Below are 20,672 nucleotides of genomic sequence, written 5' to 3' on the forward strand. Positions count from 1 at the left end.
GTCCCCAGTCCACGTGCAGGCACCGCGTCTAGGATGAGAGAAATACGGGAAAGGGTGGGGCACTGATGGAATGGCTCGTGCCGGTACTGATCGTCGTCGGGGTGATCCTGCTCGTCGGCGTGTATCTCTGGGCGACATACAACTCGCTGGTGCAGCTGAACGTCCGTGTGGACGAAGCCTGGAGCGGCATCACGGTACAGCTCAAGCGTCGAGCCGACCTCATCCCGAACCTCATCGAGACGGTCAAGGGCTATGCCGCGCACGAGAAAGCCGTGTTCGAGAACGTCACCCGCGCCCGTGCCGAGACTCTCTCTGCCGGCAGTCCCGGTGAGGCGGGGATCGCTGAAGGCCACCTGCAGCAGGCGCTGCGCAGCCTCTTCGCCGTCGCCGAGGCCTACCCGCAGCTGCAGGCCAGCCAGAACTTCCTCCAGCTGCAGCAGGCCCTCGTCGACACCGAGGACAAGATCCAGGCGGCGCGACGCTTCTACAACGGCGGCGTGCGCGAGCTGAACACGAAGATCAAGGTGTTCCCCAACAACCTCTTCGCCAAGGGACTCGGCTTCACCGAGCGCGAGTTCTTCGAGGTCGCCGACAGCGGCGCCATCTCGGAGCCGCCGCGCGTGCAGTTCTGATCCTCGCCCTCACCACACCGTGAGGGCGAGTTCGTCTGCGGTGACGTCCACGCCTCCGCGCACGCTCCACGCGGTGCTGCGATAGGTGACCGTGCGCGCGGCGCCGTCCTGGCCGGTGCCGGTCACGGTCGCTTCGAGGATGCCGTCGTCCGCGGTGAACGCCGTCGGGGTGAGCAGCACCGCGGGGAACCGCTCGACACGGAACGCGATGTCGGAGATCTCTCGGAATTCCGTCCCCCACGGGATCCGCACGCCGCAGTTCTCGGGGACCACGGTGCCGTCGGCGGTGCAGCTCGTCAGGTAGGCCTCCAGCTGGGTCTGCGCAGCCTCCGTCGCCTCGGGCCGGAGCTCGGCGGTCACGCCCGCGGTGGCGTCATCCCCGGGGAGCACGACAACCTCGGCCGTACCCGTCAGCAGCGTCCGAGGTGCGGCCGTCACGGGGTACACGCCAGGGAGCAGCGCGGCGTCTTGCTCCACCGGGAGGACCGCATCGCCGACCTGCACCGCCGTCCCGATCGTGGTCGTGGAGCGGAGGGCGCCGAGGCCGGAGTCATCGACGACCCACCCGCCGATGCCCGGCGTCAGTCGGAGGTCCGCCTCGTGCTCGTCTCCGTCGAGCCGGAAGCGCACCGTCGCGGACGCGCCACCGTCCCCCTCGCGGACATCGGTGACCTCGGCATCCTGGATGGTCGACGTCGCTCCGGCGAACGCGGTGAGGGCGGCGTCGGACGCCCTGGTCCCGGTCGCCGCGACCGCCTCCGGATCGCCCGACTCCAGCGCGTGGAGATAGGCCAGCGCCGCCTCCTCCGCCGTGGGCGAGCGGAGCGCGGACAGTCCCCACCACACCGCCCCCGCGACAGCGACGGCCGCGACGAGCCCGCCCAGGAGCCACCATCGACGATGGCTCACGCGACGCCCTCCCGGACGTGGACATGGCGACGCACCGTGTCCGGGGCGGTGGCGGTGAGTGCGGTGTGGACGGCGGCGGTCGCATCGCCCCATCCGGAGACCGACACCTGGTCGAGACCCTGCCACCGCGCGGCGCGCAGGAGCTCCGCCGCGATCGCCTCGGCGTCGCCGGGACGCGCCTGCGGCTCCCACCATGCCGACTGCACCTGCAGCGTGGACGTGCCGCGGTCCGCCTTGAGGTCGACCCGCGCCACAATCCGGTCGCCGACGAGCACGGGCAGCGAGTAGTAGCCGTAGCGGCGCTTCGCTGCCGGCACGTAGATCTCGATGCGGTAGTCGAGTTCGAACGCCCGCAGCGCACGTTCCCGGAACCACACCACGGGATCGAACGGGGTCAACAGGGCGGCGGTCTCGACCCGGCGCGGAAGAACCGCGTCGCGATGCCGCCAGGCGGGCAGGGGCCGACCGCCGCGCTCCCAGCCGCGGACGGTCACGGGGTGCACGTCGCCCGCGTCGACGAGATCGGCGATCGCTCCGGTCACCGCGGCACGGTCGCGGAGGCGGTAGTAGTCGGCCAGGTCGGCCGCCGTCCCGACGCCGCTCGACCGCGCGGCGCGCCGGACGAGCTCGCGGATGGCGTCCTCGCGCGGGATCTCACGGGACCGGATGCCGTCGGGGATGACCTGCTCGGCGAGGGCGTAGGTGCGCTCGAATCCCCGGCGCCCGCTCACCGCCACGTCTCCCGTGCGCCACAGATGCTCGAGGGCGAGCTTGACCTCGTCCCAGTCCCACCAGGTGCCGCGCTCGCGTGGGGCGTCGGCACGGAGATCGACCGGGCGGAGCGGTCCCCGCGCACGGAGCTCGTCCTGCACCCACTGCACCGTCCGGGCGTTCGTGCGGAGCCAGGAGTCCTCCGCGGACCAGCGCCGCCGGAAGTCGTCCATGCGGAACCGCCACAGCGGCCAGTCCTCGACGGGGATGAAGGTCGCCTCGTGGGCGAGGTACTCCACATAGTGCGTCGTGCGAGAGAGGAAGAGGCGGTCGAGAAGCGCCGGATCGTAGGCGCCGAGCCGGGAGAACAGGGGAAGGTAGTGCGACCGGGCGAACACGTTGACCGAGTCGATCTGCAGCACGCCGAGCCGCTCCATCACGCGGTGCAGATGGCGACCGGAGACGGTGGCCGGACGGGCGCGGGTGAAGCCCTGGGCAGCGAGGGCGATGCGGCGCGCCTGGGCGGGACTGAGGGTGTCGGTCACGCCGCCAGCGTATCCTCGCTCTCCGACATCGTCGGAGAGCGCAAGATGCGTCGAGCGGCATACGGCATGACCGTAGACTGAGGCGATGAGCGAGGACCAGCGACCCCGGCTGCGCGATCTGTTCCGTCCGCGCCCCGTGGTGACCGATCGGACCGTGACCACCGAAGCCGACGAGGCGGTGCCGCTGCCCCTGCGCATCACGGCGAGCTACGCCTGGCGCCTGCTGCTCATCGCAGCGGCGGCCGGCGTCTTCATCTGGCTGGTGATGCTGCTCAAGCTCCTCGTCATCCCGCTAATGGTGGGCATCCTCATCACCGCCCTGCTGTGGCCGGCGTTCTCCTGGATGCTGCGCCGCGGCTTCCCGCGCTGGCTCGCGATCGCTGTCTCGCTCATCGGCACGATCGCCATCGTCACCGGACTGATGTGGCTCGTGGTCTGGCAGGTGCGCGCCCAGCTCCCGGACGTGCAGCAGCGCACGACCGAGGCCTTCGACCAGTTCCAGGTGTGGCTGCACGACGGTCCGCTGAACCTGTCGGACACGCAGATCGCGAACTACCTGCAGCAGGGCCTCGACTTCATCAGCGAGCAGGCGCAGGTCCTCTGGACGGGGGCCCTCGCGATCGGGACCACCGTCGGGCACGTGGCCACCGGCGCGCTGCTGTCGCTGTTCATCCTCATCTGCCTCCTGGCCGACGGTGCGGGCATCTGGCGCTGGACGCTGCGGATCTTCCCGCGGAAGGCCCGCCCCGCTGTCGACGGCGCCGCGCGCAACGGCTGGACGACGATCGTCAACTACGCCAGGACGCAGCTGTTCGTGGCGACGATCGACGCGATCGGCATCGGCCTCGGCGCGTTCCTGCTCCAGGTCCCGCTCGCGCTGCCCGTCGCCGTGCTCGTCTTCCTCGGCTCGTTCATCCCGATCGTCGGTGCGGTCGTGACCGGTGCCGTGGCCGTCTTCCTCGCCCTGGTCTACAACGGGCCGTGGATCGCCCTCTGGATGCTCGTCGTCGTGCTGGCCGTGCAGCAGATCGAAGGCCACATCCTGCAGCCGATCATGATGGGTTCCGCCGTCAAGGTGCACCCCCTCGCCGTCGTCCTCGTGGTCGCGGGCGGCGCGATGATCGCGGGCATCCCCGGTGCCCTGTTCGCCGTCCCGCTGGCCGCGTTCGTGAACGTGGCGGCGGTGACCATCAGCTCGGGATCCTGGCGCACCGGCGTCGGGCCGAGCGGAGACCTGATCTGGAGCACAGTTCCGCGCGAGCGGAGACGGAGGAATCGATGAGCGCAGTCCCCAGCCTGACCGAGTTCCAGGACGCGGCTCGAAGTCTGGCTGAGGTGATCTCGCACACCCCGACGCTGCCCTCCCGGGCGCTGTCCGACGCGCTCGGCGCCCCGGTGCTGCTGAAGATGGAGAACCTGCAGCGCACGGGTTCCTTCAAGATCCGCGGGGCGACCTACCGGCTCTCCCGTCTCAGCGCGGAGGAGCGCTCCCGCGGGGTCGTGGCGGCCTCGGCCGGCAACCATGCGCAGGGCGTCGCTCTGGCCGCTCAGGCGCTCGGCATCCCGGCGACGATCTTCATGCCGCTCGGGGTCCCCGTGCCGAAACTCCTCGCCACCCGCGGCTACGGGGCCGAGGTGGTGCTCGAGGGGGAGACCGTCGCCACGTCGCTGCGCCTGGCCGCCGAGTTCGCCGAGCGCACCGGCGCCGTGCTCATCCATCCGTTCGACCACCGTGACATCGTGATCGGGCAGGGCACCCTCGGCCTGGAGCTACTGGAGGATGCGCCCGAGATCGACACCGTGGTCCTCGGCATCGGCGGCGGAGGGCTGATTGCCGGCGTCGCCGCCGCGATCAAGGCCAAGGCCGCCGAGCTCGGGCGGACGATCCGCGTGATCGGCGTGCAGGCGGAGAACGCGGCCGCGGTGCCGCCGTCGCTGGCAGCCGGGGAACCGGTCGACATCGTCACGCGCCCCACCATCGCCGACGGCATCCTCGTCGCCCGCCCCGGGGCCGTGCCGTTCGAGATCATCAAGGACCTCGTCGACGAGGTCGTCACCGTCTCCGACGACGACCTCGCGCGCGCCATGCTCGTCCTCCTGGAGCAGGCCAAGGTCGTCGTGGAACCCGCCGGCGCCGCGGGGGTCGCCGCTCTCCTCTCCGGACGCGTGTCGGCGACCGGCACGACGATGGCCGTGCTGTCCGGCGGCAACATCGACCCGCTCCTGCTGCAACGCGTGGTGTCGCACGGCCTCGCCGCCTCCGGACGGTATCTCACGATCCGCATCCCGCTGCCCGATCGCCCCGGTCAGCTCGCCCGCGTGTCCGAACTCATCGCGGAGGCGGGAGCGAACGTCATCGAGGCGATGCACACCCGTCACGGCCACGGACTGCAGATCAGCGAGGTCATCCTCGAGCTCAGTGTCGAGACCCGTGGGGCGGACCACTCGGCCCACACGCTCGACACCCTCCGTCGCGCCGGCTTCGCACCCATCGTCGTCCAGGACTGACCCCCGGACGCGAGACACCCCCTCGACCGTGGCGGTCGAGGGGGTGTCTCGTGAGGGGCGTCAGCCCGTGTAGGTCTCCACCTTCACGATCTCGACGCTGATCGAGCGGCCGTTCGGCGCCTCGTACGACGAGGACTCGCCGACCTTGAGGCCGAGGATCGCCTGGCCCAGCGGGCTGGCCTCGCTGTAGACGTCGAGGTCGCTGCCGGCGGCGGCGATCTCGCGGCTGCCGAGGAGGAAGACCTCTTCGCCGCCCGCGACGATCGCGGTCACGACGGTGCCCGGCTCGACGATGCCCCGGCTGGCAGGGGCCTCGCCGACCTTGGCGGTCTTCAGCAGCGCTTCCAGGGTGCGGATGCGCGCCTCCTGCTTGCCCTGCTCGTCCTTCGCCGCGTGGTAGCCGCCGTTCTCCTTGAGGTCGCCCTCCTCGCGGGCCGCCTCGATGCGCTTGGCGATCTCGTCGCGACCGACGGTGGAGAGGTGTTCCAGCTCGGCGACGAGCCGGTCGTAGGCTTCCTGCGTGAGGAAGGGGACCTGAGCATCGGTGGACATGACGAAGCTCCTTCTATCGGGATCCCGCCGAGATGCCGCGGGGGATATGCCAAGACGCCCCGGCACGGTGCCGGGGCGTCGTCTGTCTGGCATCAGTCTAGGCGACCCAGCAGGTGTTCACCAAACCTGTCGTCGCCTCCGCGACGGTCGGGATGCGCTCCGCGCGGGTGAGCGCATGGGCATCTCCGGCCGGGATCTCCACGATCTTCCAGCCCACGACGCCGAACTCCTCGTCGAGGGCTTCGAGCACGCACACGACGTCCTTGCCCTGGACGCCGGTCACCTGGAAGCGCACGTCGACGGCGTGCTCGTCCACGAGCTCGAAGCCCAGATCATCGGCGTCGACCGCGCTCAGCGACTGGCCGACGATGGACCACGCGAGGGCGGCGAGGAGGAGGAGCGCGACGGCCCCGGCGAGGAACCACGGCCACCGACGGCGTCGGGTGCGGCCGTAGCGTTCGTCGAGCTGGAGGGCGGTCGTCACAGGTGGGGTCTTCCGGTCGTTAGGCTGGTGATACCAGGTTATGCGACCTGCGTACGAAAGGCCGATTCATGCGCTTCCTCTCCGAGACCCCGATGCCGACACCGTCGATGACGGTGGCCCCGGAGTCGGTCACGCCGGGCTTCGCCGGCTTCGCGGTGATCGTCATCGTGCTCGTCGCCGTGATCCTGTTGATCTGGGACATGAACCGCCGGATCCGCCGGGTGCGGTACCGCGAAGAGGTGCGCGAGGAGCTCGACGCGGAGGAGGCCGCCCGCGCCGCCGGAGACGCCCAGGACCAGGGCCGCACCGCACCGGAAGCGCCCGCCGCGCCCGACGAGGAGCCGCGCGAGCGCTGACCGCCGCTCAGGGCGCGCCGAGCGACGGCGACAGCGGGTGCAGGGCGATCAGCAGGCACGCGGTCCAGTGGCAGAGGAAGGCCAGGACCGTGCACACGTGGAAGATCTCGTGGAAGCCGAAGTGTCCCGGCCACGGGTTCGGCTTCTTCAGCGCGTAGACGATGGCGCCGCCCGTGTAGAGCAGACCGCCGACGATCACGAGGACCATCATGGCCACGTTGGCGTCGAGCAGGTCGACGATGTACATCACCGCGGCCCAGCCGAGCAGCAGATACAGCGCGACGTAGAGCCAGCGCGGCGCATGGATCCAGAACACCCGGAAGAGGATGCCGAGCAGGGCTCCGCTCCAGACCAGGGTCAGCAGCAGAACGCCCTTCTCCGGCGGCAGCGCCAGGGTGGCGAGCGGCGTGTACGTGCCGGCGATGAGCAGCAGGATGTTCGCATGGTCGATCCGCTTGAGGATGCCCTTCACCCGGGGGCGCCAGTTGAAGCGGTGGTACACGGCGGAGTTCCCGAACAGCAGCAACGAGGTGGCCATGAAGACCGCCGCCGCCCACTTCGCCGCCGCCCCCTGGGATACGGCGATGAGGACGATGCCTGCGGCGATCGCGACGGGGAACGTGCCGGCGTGGATCCACCCGCGCCAGGTCGGTTTGATCTCGGCCGCCGCGTCGACGGCCGCCGCTTCGAGCAGCGGCAGCTTCGGGAGGTCGGCGCCGGTCTGGTCGGAAGTGCTCACGTGCTCACTCTAGGTGGGAGCGCATGCCCGTCCCCGTACATGTCCCCAGGTTCTGCACCGACGCGGAAGAGCGGGGCAGGGTAGCGTAGGTGGGTGATGTCACGCGAGAGCCCGGGGCGGGGACCGCTGTACCGGCTGTACACCAGCCGGCTGCGCCGCCACCTCGATCCGGCCTCCGTTCCGCACCACGTCGCCATGATGATCGACGGCAACCGCCGATGGGCGCGACAGCTCGGATTCGACACCCCAGCCGAAGGGCACCGTGCAGGCGCCGCCAAGATGCAGGAGTTCCTCGGCTGGTGCGACGAACTCGGGGTGCGTGTGGTCTCGCTCTACCTCCTCTCCAGCGACAACCTCCGCAAACGGGACTCGGCCGAGCTCGCCGACCTCATCGAGATCATCGCGGAGCTCGCCGAGGCGCTGTCCCAGAAGGGGAACTGGCGGGTCAAGCACGTCGGCCGCTCCGACATCCTCCCGGCGGAGCTGGCGCGCGTGCTCGCCGATGCGGAGGAGCGGACGAAGGACCACACCGGGCTGCACGTGAACCTCGCGGTCGGGTACGGCGGCCGGAACGAGATCGTCGACGCGGTGCGCAGCATCATCACCACACACGAGGCGTCGGGCGGCACGCTGGAGGACCTCGCGGCGCAGCTCACTCCGGAGATGATCGGGGAGCACCTCTACACGGGCGGCCAGCCGGATCCCGACCTCGTGATCCGCACGAGCGGCGAGCAGCGGCTCAGCGACTTCCTGCTGTGGCAGAGCGCGCACAGCGAGTTCTACTTCGTCGAGGCGCTGGGACCCGACCTCCGGCAGGTCGACTTCCTCCGTGCGATCCGCGACTACGCCGACCGCGACCGCCGATTCGGACGCTGATCCGAGGGGTGCGGGCGCGTGTCACAATGACGCAGTGAGCACTTTCGACGACTACCTCGGCACCTTCGACGCGGAGCCAGGGTACCTGAACTGGGCGGCATTCGGCCCTGTGTCCCCGTCGGTCCGCGCCGAGGTCTTCGCGGACGCGGACCTCCTCGGCAGTGGCCGGCCGTCGTCCCTGGCGCTCGTGGGAGAGCGGATCGGACAGGCGCAGGAGGTCGTCGCCGAGCTCCTCGGAGCCGATGCCGCGGACGTCACGCTGCAGCCGTCGTCGACCCACGGCCTCATGCACGCGCTCTACGGGATCTCCGGCGCGGTCGTCGCGAGCACCGCGGAGTTCCCGAGCGTGAGCCTCACCCTGGAGCGCGCGGCGGCGGCGTCCGACCACGCGGTCACGCCGCGCTGGATCACGCCCGACGACGGACGGGTCACCCCCGACGCCGTCGCTGCCGTCCTCGACGACGATGTCGTGGCGCTCGCCGTCAGCCACGTCGACTTCCGCACCGGCTATCGGGCCGATCTCGCCGCGCTGCGGGACGTCCTCGGCCCCGACCGTCTCCTCATCGTCGACGCCGTGCAGTCCTTCGGCGTGATCGACGCCGACTACAGCGTCGCGGACGTCGTCGTCGGGCACGGCTACAAATGGCTGCGCGCGGGCCGGGGCACCGGGTTCGCGTGGTTCTCGCCGTACGCACGCGAGCGCATCTCGCCCGTGCTCTCCGGGATCACCGGGACGGCGGCGAGCGGGCTGGTCGTCGACGAGCTGCCCGCCCCGGCACCGGACGCGCGGGCCTACACGATCAGCATGCCGGACACGCTCGCCGCCGGCCGGCTCGCGATCGGCGCTCGGGACGTCAGGGATGCCGGGGTCGCGGCGATCGAGGAGCGGCTGTCCGCGCACGTGGACGCGGTGATCGCCACGGCCGACCGCCACGGGATCGTCGTCGCCTCCCCGCGCGAGCGCACCGAGCGCGCGGGGATCGTCGCCCTCGCACCGGAGGAACCGGCGCGGCTCGCCGCGGCTCTCGCCAACGCCGGACTCGTCGTCACCGCTCGGGGCGGATCCATCCGCATCGCGCCGCACGCCGGAACCGACGCCGAGACGCTCGCCCTGCTCGACGAGACCCTGGGCGCGTTCGACAAGGAATCGTTCATCGTCCCGTAACGAATCGCTGGCGTGTCGAGTCCGTGGAAAACCCCTGAGCGGCCGTACCGTCAAGGCATCGGGCAAGGCGCCCGGTCGGGTCGGCCTCAGGTTCGCGACTCGTGACCCCCTGGTCGACTCGTTCGCATAGCCGGGAATCCCCGGGTCGGGAGTGGGTCGTGACCACACGTACAGCGCAGCAGTCCACCAGCACCGCGCAGCAGTCCACCCGTCAGACGCCGAGTCAGGCCGCGGCCGCAGAACCGGATCAGGATCTGCGCACCTACGTCCTCGACACCTCGGTCCTGCTGAGCGATCCGCAGGCGCTCTTCCGGTTCGCGGAGCATTCCGTGGTGCTCCCGGTGGTCGTCATCACCGAACTCGAGGGCAAGCGGCACGACCCGGAGATCGGGTACTTCGCCCGCCAGGCGCTGCGCCACCTCGACGACCTGCGCGTCGAGCACGGTCGACTCGACTTCCCGGTGGAGGTCGGCGAGGGCGGCACCCTCCGCGTCGAGCTCGGCAACGCCGACCTCTCGGTGCTCCCCGCGGGGATCCGCCTCAGCGACAACGACAGCCGCATCCTCTCGGTGGCCATGCACCTCGCGCAGGACGGCCAGGACGTGACCATCGTGTCGAAGGACCTCCCGATGCGGGTGAAGGCCGCGTCCCTGGGGCTCCGCGCCGAGGAGTACCTCGCCGAGCAGGCCGTGGACTCGGGCTGGACCGGCATCGCCACGCTCGATCTCTCCGGCGACGACATCAGCGACCTCTACGAGAGCGAGGTCGGGCTCAGCGAGGACGTGCACGGGCTTCCCCTCAACACGGGCCTCATCATCCACTCGGAGCGCGGGTCGGCTCTCGGTCGGGTGACCGGCGACGGGGAGTTCCGGCTCGTCCGCGGTGACCGGGACATCTTCGGCATGCACGGGCGCTCCGCCGAGCAGCGCATCGCGATCGACCTGCTCCTCGACCCCGAGGTGGGCATCGTGTCCCTGGGCGGGCGCGCGGGCACCGGCAAGTCGGCGCTCGCACTGTGCGCGGGTCTGGAGGCCGTGCTGGAGCGGCAGCAGCAGAAGAAGATCATCGTCTTCCGTCCGCTGTTCGCCGTAGGTGGCCAGGAGCTCGGATACCTCCCGGGCGACCAGGGCGAGAAGATGAACCCCTGGGGTCAGGCGGTGTACGACACCCTCGGCTCCGTGGTCTCGGGGAACGTCATCGACGAGGTCGTGGAACGCGGACTCCTCGAGGTGATGCCCCTCACCCACATCCGTGGGCGGTCCCTGCACGATGCCTTCGTGATCGTGGACGAGGCGCAGTCCCTGGAGCGGAACGTGCTGCTCACGGTGCTCAGCCGCATGGGGCAGAACTCCCGCGTGATCCTCACCCACGACGTCGGGCAGCGCGACAACCTCCGCGTCGGTCGCCACGATGGCATCGCCAGCGTCATCGAGACCCTCAAAGGACACGGCCTCTTCGGCCACGTCACCCTGACCCGCTCGGAGCGCTCCGCCATCGCCGCCCTCGTCACCGACCTCCTGGAGGGCGGCGAACTCAGCTGACCCGCGCCGGCGGGCCCGGTTGCACGATCCGGGCCCGCCCGCACGACCTCGTCCCGCTGCACGACCGTGCCCCGCCCGCACGACCTCATCCCGCCCGTGGGCCCCACTGGCCGCTCCGATCGTGCATCCGTGTCGGGCTCGTGCATCCGTGCCGCGGGCCCTCGGACGTCGGTAGCGACACCTGCACGATCCTGCACCGTCGGCCGGCCGCTGCGGGCCGAGGGGTCGTGCGGGTGGAACGGAGTCGTGCATGCGGAACCGGGATCGTGAGGGCGGGATCAGACGTCAGATGCGGTCGTGGGCTCGACGGAGGGCGCCTTCGATCGCAGCCTGAACCGTGGGCCAGTCGTGCACGACCTGGGCGTAATCGAAGCGCAGCGTCTCGTACCCGAGTCGCGATGCGACGGCATCACGGGCGAGGTCGCGGTGGCGCATCGCAGGGGCGCCGTGGTGCTCACGTCCGTCGACCTCGATGATGAGGCGGCCGTCGACGACGAAGTCCACGCGGCCGACACCGGGGATCGCGACTTGCGTCGTGAGGCGCACGCCGAGGACATGGAGCCGGAGGCGGAGCAGGGATTCCAGGCCGCTGTCCGCGTCAGGACGAGCGAGGTCCACGAGCCAGCGGGCGGACCGCGGCAGCGCGGCGCGGATCCGGTCTCGCGCTGCCCGCCCGATCAGTCCCTGCCGCCAGGCCGACTCGAAGGACACGAAGAAGGCGTCGTCGCCTTCGCACGCGTGCAGCTGCCGGAGCGCGTCTTCGACGGACACGATGCCGAACCGGGTGCGTCCCTCGAAATGATGCGGGATGCACCGGCACCCGACGTGCGGGTGCGCGCGGCCGTTGCGACCCAGCCACACGTGCGGCGCATCGCTCTCCGAGAGCACCCAGACTCCGTGGGCGCGCAGCGCGGTGCCGCAACTGATGGCTCCACCATGGGCAGCTGCCGTGAGCACGGTCGCGTCGGTGTCGCGGGTGGCGAACACCCCGGAGCGGACCCGACGGATCCGGCCGGCGCGCACCGCGCGCGACAAGGCGGAGCGCGGGATTCCGAAAGCCCCGAGGTCGCGCCCACGGGCGATGCCTCCGAGACGAGTGAGGGTCGAGACAGGATCGAGCATCCGCTGATTCTGCGTCCTCCGGTGTCTCCACGGGGCAGGAGGGGCGTCGTGGGGATGAGTCGGGGTGTCCGGGGACTCGTGGAGGAGGAGTCGCCTGCACGATCCGGAGCCGCGGGCAGTCCTGATCTGAGGATTCCGACGTGCGGGCGGAACGTGGTCGTGCATCCGAGACAGGAACCGCGACGGACGGAGCCCGGATCCTGGCCGAGACGGGGACGGGATCGAGACGGGGACGGGACGGGACGGGGGCTGAGACGACGGATGCCGCGAGGACCGAGGTCCCCGCGGCATCCGTGTCAGGCGTGGATCAGCCCGGTTGGGTCATCGACAGGAGGTCGAGCTTCTCGTCGAGCTGCTCCAGCGTCAGCTCGCCGCGCTCGACGTAGCCGAGGTCGATCACGGCGTCGCGCACCGTGATGCCCTTCGCCACCGAGTGCTTCGCGATCTTGGCTGCGGCCTCGTAGCCGATCAGCTTGTTCAGCGGCGTCACGATCGACGGGCTCATGCCCGCGAAGGCGGCGGCGCGGTCGAGGTTCGCCTGCAGGCCGTCGATCGTCTTGTCGGCGAGCACCCGGGAGGCGTTCGACAGCAGACGGATCGACTCGAGCAGCGCGGTGCCCATGACCGGGATGGCGACGTTCAGCTCGAACGACCCGGAGGCGCCGGCCCAGGCGACCGTGGCGTCGTTGCCGATGACGCGCGCGCACACCATGAGCACGGCCTCGGGAACGACGGGGTTCACCTTGCCCGGCATGATCGAGGAACCGGGCTGCAGGTCGGGGATGTGCAGCTCGCCGAGACCGGTGTTGGGGCCGGAACCCATCCAGCGCAGGTCGTTGTTGATCTTCGTGAGCGACACGGCGATCGTGCGGAGCGCGCCGGAGGCCTCGACGAGACCGTCGCGGTTCGCTTGCGCCTCGAAGTGGTCCTTCGCCTCGGTGATGGGCAGCTCGGTCTCGGCGGCCAGCAGCTCGATGACCTTCTGCGGGAAGCCGAGCGGCGTGTTGATGCCGGTGCCGACAGCGGTGCCGCCCAGCGGTACCTCGGCCACGCGGGGGAGCGCCGACTGCACGCGCTCGATGCCCAGGCGGATCTGACGGGCGTAGCCGCCGAACTCCTGGCCGAGCGTGACGGGCGTCGCATCCATGAGGTGCGTGCGGCCGGACTTGACCGCGTCCTTCCAGAGCTCAGCCTTGGCCTCGAGCGCAACGGCGAGGTGGTCGAGCGCGGGGATCAGGGTGTCGATGAGCGCCTGGGTGACCGCGATGTGCACCGAGGTGGGGAACACGTCGTTCGACGACTGCGAGGCGTTCACGTGGTCGTTGGGGTGCACGGTGGAGCCGAGGATGCGGCTCGCGAGCGTCGCCAGGACCTCGTTCATGTTCATGTTCGACGAGGTGCCGGAGCCGGTCTGGTAGGTGTCGACGGGGAACTCGCCGTCGTGGCTGCCTGCGGCGACCTGGTCGGCGGCCTGGGCGATCGCGTCGGCGATGGCGCCGTCGAGCGTGCCGAGCTCCTTGTTCGCCAGCGCGGCGGCCTTCTTGATGCGCGCGAGTGCGGCGATCTGCGTCGACTCCAGGCCCTTGCCGGAGATCGGGAAGTTCTCCACGGCGCGCTGCGTCTGCGCCCCGTAGAGCGCGTTCACGGGCACTCGCACCTCACCCATGGTGTCGTGTTCGATGCGGTACTCGGTGTCGGTCATTCCGAACCCTCCTTGGTTGCGGGGTCGATCCCCTCGGCTTCGATGCCGACCGTGATGACGGGCGCTGCCTCACCCTCGGCCAGACGGTAGTTGGCGCCGACGATGCCGAGACGGCCTTCGGCGACGGCGTTGCTGATGATCTCGGACGACTGCAGCAGGTCGTTGACGGTGTTGCGAAGGTGCTCGCGTCCGACGAGCTCCGCATCGATGTCGGCCACCGTGCCGCCGCCGCTCTCCGCGAGCACCTTGCGGGCGGCCGGGACGATCGGCGCGATGAGCTTCCAGATGTGCGGGGGGAGCGGGTCCGCGTCGATGGCGGTGCCGTCGATGGCGGCGCGCACCGCACCACAGGAGTCGTGCGCGAGGACCACGATGAGCGGCACCTCGAGAACGGCGACCGCGTACTCCAGGCTCGCCACGATGGACTCGCCGATCACCTGCCCGGCGTTGCGCACGACGAAGAGGTCGCCGAGACCGAGGTCGAAGATGATCTCGGCGGCCAGGCGGGAGTCCGAGCAGCCGAACAGCGTCGCGACGGGGTGCTGGGCCGCGGTGAGGTCCTTGCGGCGGTCGACGTTCTGGTTCGGGTGCTGGGGCTCGTCGCGGACGAAGCGACGGTTGCCGTCCTGCATCTGCTTCCAGGCGGCGGCGGGGGTCAGCGGGTGGGTCATCGGGCCTCCGAGACGGTGCGGATCTGGGGGATGAGCGACTCCGCGAGCTCGGCGGTGGAGTCGGCCGAGCGGGAGCCGTAGAGAAGCACGTAGTCGTCGCCGGCCTGGGTGCCGAGGGCGTAGGTGACGTTCGCCTCCGCGCCGGCGGACCCGGGCCGATAGACGTCCCACTCCAGACCGCCGATACGCACGGTGTCGGTCGGGGCGACGCCGTTCAGCCGCTGCGGGGCCCAGGAGGCATCGGCATCGAAGGCCTGGGCGAGCTTGATGAACCCGCGCTCGTCCTGTGCCGCAGGCGCGAGGGTGACCTCCCAGACCACGGGGGCTCCGCTCTGGAGCTCGGCCGCGTTCACTCGCCAGAACTCGTCCGTGTCGGGGACGATCGCCGGGCTGCCCATGGACGACTCCACGTCCGCGGCGATGGCGGCCACGTCGATCGGCTTCGCGGCGACCGGCTCGCCCCGGGGGACGAGCGCGATGATGACGACGACGACCGCGAGGGTCACCACGAGCGCGGCGACGAGGTTGCGGACCGTCTGGCTCGACCGGTAGGCCTTGCTCGACGCGGCCTTGCGTGCCGCGGTCTCGTCCGGCGTCTCCGGTCGACCGAGGTCGGCATTGATCGCGGGACCCTTGCTCATGACGCGTCGCTCTCGTCGGGGGTGGCGGTGCGTGCAGCCTCGAGACGACGCTTCGCGCCGAGCAGCCACTCCTCGCAGCGGGCGGCCAGGGCCTCGCCACGCTCCCAGAGCGCCAGCGAGTGCTCGAGGGTGGGCGCCCCCTGTTCGAGCTCGGCGACGACCCGGACGAGCTCGTCACGGGCCGCCTCGAACGACAGCGTGTCCACGGGGGTGTCGTTCACGGCGCTCACTCCTCCATCCTACGTCGTGCCCCGGACGCCGCCCGCTCAGGCGCCTTCCGCGATCTCGCCCTCCGAGCGAACCGCGAGCGACCCTCGGTCCACCGTGAGGGTGAGCGCGCTGCCCGCAGGGGCGTCCGCCGCGTCGCGGAGGATCACGCCGCCTTCGAGGTGGGCGATGGCGTAGCCGCGGGCCAGAGTGGCGGCGGGGGAGAGGGCGCGTAGCGAGGCGCGCAGTTCGCTCGTCCGCCGGCCGGCGTCGTCGAGCTGCCGGGTGACCGCGTCGCGACCGCGGGCGAGAAGCAGGAAGGTCTCCTGCGCGCGGCTGTCGATGATCGGATCGGGCGAGCGCAGCACCGGCCGGGACCGCAGCTGCTCGAGCTGGGCCATGTCGTGTGTGAGGCGCTGCGTGAGGCGGGTGGTGGCCCGGGACCGAAGCTGCGCGATGAGTGCGCGCTGCTCCCCGACGTCGGGGACGACACGCTTGGCGGCATCGGTCGGCGTCGAGGCGCGCAGGTCGGCGACGTCGTCGAGGAGGGGGTGGTCGTTCTCATGGCCGATGGCGCTGACCACCGGTGTGGAGGCGGCGGCCACGGCTCGGACGAGGCGTTCGTCGCTGAAGCCGAGGAGTGTCTGCGGGTCGCCGCCGCCGCGCGCGATGATGATGACGTCGACCTCGGGATCGGCGTCCAAGCGGGCGAGAGCCGCCAAGGTGTCCGGCACGCAGCGATCGCCCTGCACCGCGGCGTACGCGGTCTTGAATCGCACCTGCGGCCAGCGCAGCTCGGCGTTGCGGTGGACGTCCTTCTCGGCGTCGGAGCGCTCGCCGGTGATGAGGCCGATGACGTGGGGGAGGAACGGCAGCCGCTTCTTGCGGGCGGGATCGAAGAGGCCCTCCTGGCGGAGCTGCACGCGCAGCCGTTCCAACCGTTCGAGCTGGTCGCCCAGTCCGACATGCTTCATGGCCGAGACCGCGAAGCTGAAGTCTCCGGAGCGCACGAAGTAGTCGGCCTTGACGGCGGCGACGACGTGATCGCCCACGCCCAGGTCGGCGGGGATGCGGCCGCGCACGCTCGACCAGACCCGGATGGAGATCTGTGCATCGGAGCGGGTGTCCTTGAGGCGGGCGAAGACGTTGCCGGCGCGGACGTTCCAGGAGGTGATCTCGCCCTCGACCCACACCGTGTTCCACCGTGCGACGAAGTCGCGGATGGTGGCGTTCAGCCGCGCGACCGAGGTCGGCGCCTGCGCCGTGGAGTCGCGCGGGGCGACGGCATCCGCCGGCGGCGTCTCTCCCGGTCCCGTCGTCGCTTCGAAGACTGTCATCTGCTCCCGTTCCTGCCCGCGCACTCTCCGGCCCCGTCCAGCCGGGCGACGGTAGAATCGAGGGGTGACTTCGACTGCCGTTCATCTTCCCGCTCCTCGCATCCCACGAGTGCGCGCCGCGGCCGGGCGGCTTCAGGATAACCCGGTGCCCGGACACAAGCGCGTCCTGCTCGCCGCCCCCCGCGGATACTGTGCGGGGGTGGACCGTGCGGTGGTCGCCGTGGAGAAGGCGCTGGAGCGCTACGGCGCCCCCGTCTACGTCCGCAAGCAGATCGTGCACAACATCCACGTCGTGACGGAGCTCGAGGCCAAGGGCGCGATCTTCGTCGAGGAGGTCGACGAGGTGCCGGAGGGCGCGCACGTCGTCTTCAGCGCGCACGGCGTCTCCCCGGCGGTCGTGAACGCCGCCTCCGACCGTGGCCTGCACGCCATCGACGCCACCTGCCCGCTCGTCACCAAGGTCCACCGCGAGGCCGTGCGGTTCGCGCGGGACGACTTCGAGATCCTGCTCATCGGCCACGACGGACATGAGGAGGTCGAGGGCACCGCGGGAGAGGCGCCCGATCACGTCACGGTCGTCAACTCTCCGCAAGAAGCCGACACCGTGCAGGTGAAGGACCCGTCCAAGGTGGTGTGGCTGTCGCAGACGACGCTCTCCGTCGACGAGACGATGGAGACGGTGAACCGGCTCCGCACCCGGTTCCCCGAGCTGCACAACCCGCCGTCCGACGACATCTGCTACGCCACCCAGAACCGGCAGGTCGCCATCAAGAAGGTCGCTCAGGGCGCTGATCTCGTGATCGTGGTCGGCTCCGCCAACTCCTCCAACAGCGTGCGGCTCGTCGAGGTCGCCCTCGAGTACGGCGCCAAGGCCGCCTACCGCGTGGACTACGCCGAGGAGATCCGCCAGGAGTGGCTCGACGGCGTGGAGACGGTGGGCGTCACCAGCGGCGCTTCCGTCCCCGAGGTGCTCGTGCGCGAGGTGCTCGACGCGATCGGCGATGCCGGGTATCGCGACGTGGAAGAGGTCAAGACGGCGGAGGAGGACCTCATGTTCTCCCTGCCGAAGGAGCTCCGTCAGGACGCCACGGGCCAGCGCGACGCGCGCGCCCTCGGCGGCCGCGCCTCCGCAGGAGGGGGTGCATAGCGGTGAACGCCGCGGAGGCGGAGCCGACCCTCATCGGGTCCGTGCAACGCGCGCTCCGCCTGGTCGACATCGTCGCGAACTCCCCGCGTCCGCTTCCGGCCAAGATGCTCTCATCGATCACGGGGCTCACTCCGGGAACGACCTACAACCTCGTCCGCACGCTCGTGCACGAGGGGTACCTCAGCGCCGAACCGGACGGGCTCGTGCTGGGCGGACGCTTCCCCGCGTTCCAGCAGCAGATCGACTCTCGTGGGGTGTTCCTGGCTCGGGTGCGCGCCGCTCTGCGCGCAGTGACGGAGGACGTGGGCGCCACGGCCTACCTCTCCCGATATGCGGACGGGGAGATGCATCTCGTCGACATCGTGGACGCCGTACGGAATCCGCGCATCGAGCTCTGGGTCGGGCTGCACGCCAGCGCCCACGCGACTGCGCTGGGCAAGCAGATCCTCGCGGCGCTCTCCGAGGAGGACCGCCTGGACTACCTCTCCCGGCACCGGCTCGAGGAGCTCACGCCTCGGACGGTCAGCGACCGCCGGACGCTCCTCACCCAGCTCGAGCAGACGCCGGGGTGGGCGATCGACCGGGAGGAGTATGCGATCGGAGCCACCTGTGTTGCGGTTCCGGTCATCGCCCCCGGGGTGACGGCGTCGCTGGCCGTCTCCCTGCCCGCGGACCGGGCGGTGGTCAACCGTCGTCTCGTGTCGAACCTGCAGCGCACGGCGCGGCGGCTCTCCCTGCAGCTCGGCGCGGACGCCCTGGACACCGACGGCCCGGACGCCGAGTTCACCATCTGAATTCGGGGCCCTGGTGTGGGCATCGAGGGTTCCCTATGATCGAAGGCGTAGTGGCTGACAACGCCCTACTGATCGCCTACGGCGTCCCCAGCGCCGGCGACCAACGGGATGAGGAGCGTCCCCAGCGCTCCACGTCCGCGGCCCCGAGAAGTCCCCACTTCTCCGGGGCCGCTATCGGTTGGGGGTCCGACTTCTCTGAACGAGCGAGCTGAGCCTCGGCCGATACGATGGCGGGATGACCGACCAGCGCCCCCGATACGGGGAACTCGCCACACCAGAGGAGCAGCGGAGGGCAGCGGGGCTGCCGCCCGTGGCAGAGGTGATCGCCCCGTCGGCTCCCGTCTCGGACCCCGCGCCCGCGGCTCCTGCTCCGGCGCGCCCCTCCTCAGTGGATCGGTTCGCGACGATCGCGCTGCTCGCCTACGGCCTCGTGAACGTCATCGTCACCGGCCTGTCCTACCTCGACATCGTCCCGGTGATGAACCAGACCATGGGCATGCTGGGCATCGAGGGGGAGTTCACCAACTACGCCGCGGGGCGCACGTGGGGGACGATCGCCGCCGTCGTGCTGGCAGTCGGCTGGTGCGTCACGGCGGCCCTGTCGATCCGTCGCCTGCGTCGTGGCCGCCTCACCTGGTGGCTCCCGCTCGTCGGAGCCGTCATCACGCTGGGCATCGCCTCGTTCTGCCTCGTCGTGCCGATGATGGGCGACCCGGCCTTCATCGCCTACCTCGACCAGGCGACCGGGGCGCGCTGACGCCGACACGCAGACGAAAGGGGCCCGGCAAGACGCCGGGCCCCTTTCGTGTGTCTGGTGGTGTCAGCTCTTCGACTGGCCGTACGAGCCGAGCTGGCGGGTGGACTCGACCACGCGGGCGGCCATCGCCGACTCGGCGATCTTGCCCCAGGCGCGCGGGTCGTACTGCTTCTTGTTGCCGACCTCGCCGTCGACCTTCAGCACACCGTCGTAGTTCTTGAACATGTAATCGGCGATGGCGCGCGTGTAGGCGTACTGGGTGTCGGTGTCGATGTTCATCTTGATGACGCCGTTGGCGACCGCGAGAGCGATCTCCTCGTCGGTGGAGCCCGAGCCGCCGTGGAAGACGAGGTCGAGCGGCTTCTCGCCGGTGTTGTACTTCGCGGCGACCTCGGCCTGGATCTCGCCGAGCAGTTCCGGACGCAGCTTCACGCCGCCCGGCTTGTACACGCCATGAACGTTGCCGAAGGTGAGGGCGGCGATGTAACGGCCCTGCTCACCCAGGCCCAGCGCCTGCACGGCCTGGTCCACGTCGGCGAACGTCGTGTAGAGCGCCTCGTTCGAGCCCTCGTGCTGCACGCCGTCCTCCTCACCGCCGACGACGCCGATCTCGACCTCGAGGATGGCGTTGATCGCCTTCATGCGGGGGAGCAGCTCCTTGGCGATCTCGATGTTCTCTGCGAGCGGCACGGCCGACCCGTCCCACATGTGGGACTGGAAGATCGGGTTGCGGCCAGCCTTGACCTCTTCCTCCGAGGCGGCGATGAGCGGCTCGACGAAGCCCGCGAGAGCGTCCTTCGGGCAGTGGTCGGTGTGCAGGGCGACGGTGACCGGGTAGTTCTTGGCGACCTCGGTGGCGTAGCGGGCGAAGGCGAGAGCGCCGGTCGCACGAGCCTTGACCGTGTGGCCGGCGAAGTAGTCGGCGCCACCGGTGGTGACCTGGATGATGCCGTCGGAGCCGGCCTCGGTCAGGCCCTGGAGGACGGCGTTGATCGTCTGCGAGCTGGAGACGTTGAACGCGGGGTACGCGAAGCCGCCTGCCTTCGCGCGGTCGAGCATGTCGGCGTACTGATCCGGGGTGGCGACGGGCATGAGAACTCCTGCGGTAGGTGAAGCCGGGACAGCTGCCACTCTATCGGGGCGGGTGTCCGGCTTCGGCAGGAGGAGTCGCGCGTCGGTGGGCACCGTCCTTCGGTGGTGTTAAGAACGGCGATTTCTTCCTCGCTCAGAGGCGGAAAACGGGGCGATCGATCCGGTGCTCGCGGATAGGCTGGGG

At 70.5% G+C, this 20,672-nt stretch carries 22 protein-coding genes; 10 read left to right on the plus strand and 12 right to left on the minus strand.

Annotated features, from left to right (window positions below; genetic code table 11):
• Positions 1-65: 65 nt before the first annotated feature.
• On the plus strand, positions 66-632 hold the full coding sequence (locus B2W79_RS09635; RefSeq protein ID WP_071328150.1) for a LemA family protein: 567 nt from the start codon (positions 66-68) through the stop codon (positions 630-632).
• Positions 633-641: 9 nt separating this feature from the next.
• On the opposite strand, the gene B2W79_RS09640 is transcribed toward B2W79_RS09635, so the two are convergent.
• Positions 642-1,541 carry a hypothetical protein gene (locus B2W79_RS09640; RefSeq protein ID WP_071328151.1) on the minus strand — a complete coding sequence of 300 codons (900 nt, stop codon included), beginning with the start codon at positions 1,539-1,541 and terminating at the stop codon, positions 642-644.
• Positions 1,538-2,797 carry a winged helix-turn-helix domain-containing protein gene (locus tag B2W79_RS09645; RefSeq protein ID WP_071328152.1) on the minus strand — a complete coding sequence of 420 codons (1,260 nt, stop codon included), beginning with the start codon at positions 2,795-2,797 and terminating at the stop codon, positions 1,538-1,540. The genes B2W79_RS09640 and B2W79_RS09645 overlap by 4 nt, the downstream gene beginning before the upstream one ends.
• An 85-nt stretch (positions 2,798-2,882) precedes the next feature.
• Here B2W79_RS09645 and B2W79_RS09650 point away from each other — a divergent pair, with 85 nt between their 5' ends.
• Both B2W79_RS09650 and ilvA read left to right on the plus strand, forming a co-directional pair.
• Positions 2,883-4,079 carry an AI-2E family transporter gene (locus B2W79_RS09650; protein WP_083391664.1) on the plus strand — a complete coding sequence of 399 codons (1,197 nt, stop codon included), beginning with the start codon at positions 2,883-2,885 and terminating at the stop codon, positions 4,077-4,079.
• Positions 4,076-5,305: a threonine ammonia-lyase gene (gene ilvA / locus B2W79_RS09655; protein ID WP_071328153.1), complete on the plus strand. Its 1,230-nt coding sequence runs from the start codon at positions 4,076-4,078 to the stop codon at positions 5,303-5,305. Before B2W79_RS09650 ends, ilvA begins: the two co-directional genes overlap by 4 nt.
• Positions 5,306-5,365: 60 nt before the next feature.
• On the opposite strand, the gene greA is transcribed toward ilvA, so the two are convergent.
• Complete coding sequence (greA, locus tag B2W79_RS09660; protein WP_025103938.1) at positions 5,366-5,857, minus strand: transcription elongation factor GreA; 492 nt, start codon at positions 5,855-5,857, stop codon at positions 5,366-5,368.
• 97 nt (positions 5,858-5,954) lie between these two features.
• A complete protein-coding gene (locus B2W79_RS09665; RefSeq protein WP_060922683.1) occupies positions 5,955-6,341 on the minus strand; it encodes a DUF4307 domain-containing protein in 387 nt (128 codons plus the stop codon).
• Between the two features lie 68 nt (positions 6,342-6,409).
• On the opposite strand from B2W79_RS09665, the gene B2W79_RS09670 reads away from it, so the two are divergent.
• Positions 6,410-6,697: a hypothetical protein gene (locus tag B2W79_RS09670; protein WP_071328154.1), complete on the plus strand. Its 288-nt coding sequence runs from the start codon at positions 6,410-6,412 to the stop codon at positions 6,695-6,697.
• 7 nt (positions 6,698-6,704) lie between these two features.
• On the opposite strand, the gene trhA is transcribed toward B2W79_RS09670, so the two are convergent.
• Positions 6,705-7,436, minus strand: a complete 732-nt coding sequence (gene trhA / locus B2W79_RS09675) for a PAQR family membrane homeostasis protein TrhA (RefSeq protein ID WP_071328155.1) — start codon at positions 7,434-7,436, stop codon at positions 6,705-6,707.
• Between the two features lie 96 nt (positions 7,437-7,532).
• On the opposite strand from trhA, the gene B2W79_RS09680 reads away from it, so the two are divergent.
• From B2W79_RS09680 to B2W79_RS09690, 3 genes are all read left to right on the plus strand, one after another.
• Positions 7,533-8,312 (plus strand): isoprenyl transferase, encoded by a 780-nt coding sequence (locus B2W79_RS09680; protein WP_025103942.1) that lies wholly within the window; start codon positions 7,533-7,535, stop codon positions 8,310-8,312.
• A 34-nt stretch (positions 8,313-8,346) separates the two neighbouring features.
• Positions 8,347-9,477: an aminotransferase class V-fold PLP-dependent enzyme gene (locus tag B2W79_RS09685; RefSeq protein ID WP_292788998.1), complete on the plus strand. Its 1,131-nt coding sequence runs from the start codon at positions 8,347-8,349 to the stop codon at positions 9,475-9,477.
• Between the two features lie 158 nt (positions 9,478-9,635).
• Entirely contained in the window at positions 9,636-11,018 is a 1,383-nt protein-coding gene (locus B2W79_RS09690; RefSeq protein ID WP_071328157.1) for a PhoH family protein, read from the plus strand.
• A gap of 285 nt (positions 11,019-11,303) precedes the next feature.
• Here the strand turns inward: B2W79_RS09690 and B2W79_RS09695 are convergent, their stop codons facing one another.
• The 6 genes from B2W79_RS09695 to xseA all read right to left on the minus strand — a co-directional run bounded on the left by B2W79_RS09695 (position 11,304) and on the right by xseA (position 16,698).
• Entirely contained in the window at positions 11,304-12,140 is an 837-nt protein-coding gene (locus B2W79_RS09695) for a type IV toxin-antitoxin system AbiEi family antitoxin domain-containing protein (RefSeq protein WP_292789001.1), read from the minus strand.
• A gap of 307 nt (positions 12,141-12,447) precedes the next feature.
• Complete coding sequence (locus B2W79_RS09700) at positions 12,448-13,842, minus strand: class II fumarate hydratase (protein WP_292789003.1); 1,395 nt, start codon at positions 13,840-13,842, stop codon at positions 12,448-12,450.
• Positions 13,839-14,513 carry a carbonic anhydrase gene (locus B2W79_RS09705; RefSeq protein ID WP_025103947.1) on the minus strand — a complete coding sequence of 225 codons (675 nt, stop codon included), beginning with the start codon at positions 14,511-14,513 and terminating at the stop codon, positions 13,839-13,841. Before B2W79_RS09705 ends, B2W79_RS09700 begins: the two co-directional genes overlap by 4 nt.
• On the minus strand, positions 14,510-15,154 hold the full coding sequence (locus B2W79_RS09710; RefSeq protein ID WP_071328159.1) for a DUF4245 family protein: 645 nt from the start codon (positions 15,152-15,154) through the stop codon (positions 14,510-14,512). Before B2W79_RS09710 ends, B2W79_RS09705 begins: the two co-directional genes overlap by 4 nt.
• Positions 15,151-15,384 carry an exodeoxyribonuclease VII small subunit gene (locus tag B2W79_RS09715; RefSeq protein ID WP_062633571.1) on the minus strand — a complete coding sequence of 78 codons (234 nt, stop codon included), beginning with the start codon at positions 15,382-15,384 and terminating at the stop codon, positions 15,151-15,153. Before B2W79_RS09715 ends, B2W79_RS09710 begins: the two co-directional genes overlap by 4 nt.
• Before the next feature lie 36 nt (positions 15,385-15,420).
• Positions 15,421-16,698 (minus strand): exodeoxyribonuclease VII large subunit, encoded by a 1,278-nt coding sequence (gene xseA, locus B2W79_RS09720; protein ID WP_292789007.1) that lies wholly within the window; start codon positions 16,696-16,698, stop codon positions 15,421-15,423.
• Between the two features lie 100 nt (positions 16,699-16,798).
• Here xseA and B2W79_RS09725 point away from each other — a divergent pair, with 100 nt between their 5' ends.
• The 3 genes from B2W79_RS09725 to B2W79_RS09735 all read left to right on the plus strand — a co-directional run bounded on the left by B2W79_RS09725 (position 16,799) and on the right by B2W79_RS09735 (position 19,396).
• A complete protein-coding gene (locus B2W79_RS09725; protein ID WP_313391549.1) occupies positions 16,799-17,845 on the plus strand; it encodes a 4-hydroxy-3-methylbut-2-enyl diphosphate reductase in 1,047 nt (348 codons plus the stop codon).
• Between the two features lie 2 nt (positions 17,846-17,847).
• Entirely contained in the window at positions 17,848-18,639 is a 792-nt protein-coding gene (locus B2W79_RS09730; protein ID WP_292789013.1) for an IclR family transcriptional regulator, read from the plus strand.
• 235 nt (positions 18,640-18,874) lie between these two features.
• Positions 18,875-19,396, plus strand: a complete 522-nt coding sequence (locus B2W79_RS09735; RefSeq protein WP_071328163.1) for a DUF6264 family protein — start codon at positions 18,875-18,877, stop codon at positions 19,394-19,396.
• A gap of 63 nt (positions 19,397-19,459) precedes the next feature.
• On the opposite strand, the gene fbaA is transcribed toward B2W79_RS09735, so the two are convergent.
• Positions 19,460-20,488: a class II fructose-bisphosphate aldolase gene (fbaA, locus tag B2W79_RS09740; protein WP_025103954.1), complete on the minus strand. Its 1,029-nt coding sequence runs from the start codon at positions 20,486-20,488 to the stop codon at positions 19,460-19,462.
• Between the last annotated feature and the right edge of the window lie 184 nt (positions 20,489-20,672).

The organism is Microbacterium sp. UBA7513, assembly GCF_002478345.1.
Lineage (GTDB): Bacteria > Actinomycetota > Actinomycetes > Actinomycetales > Microbacteriaceae > Microbacterium.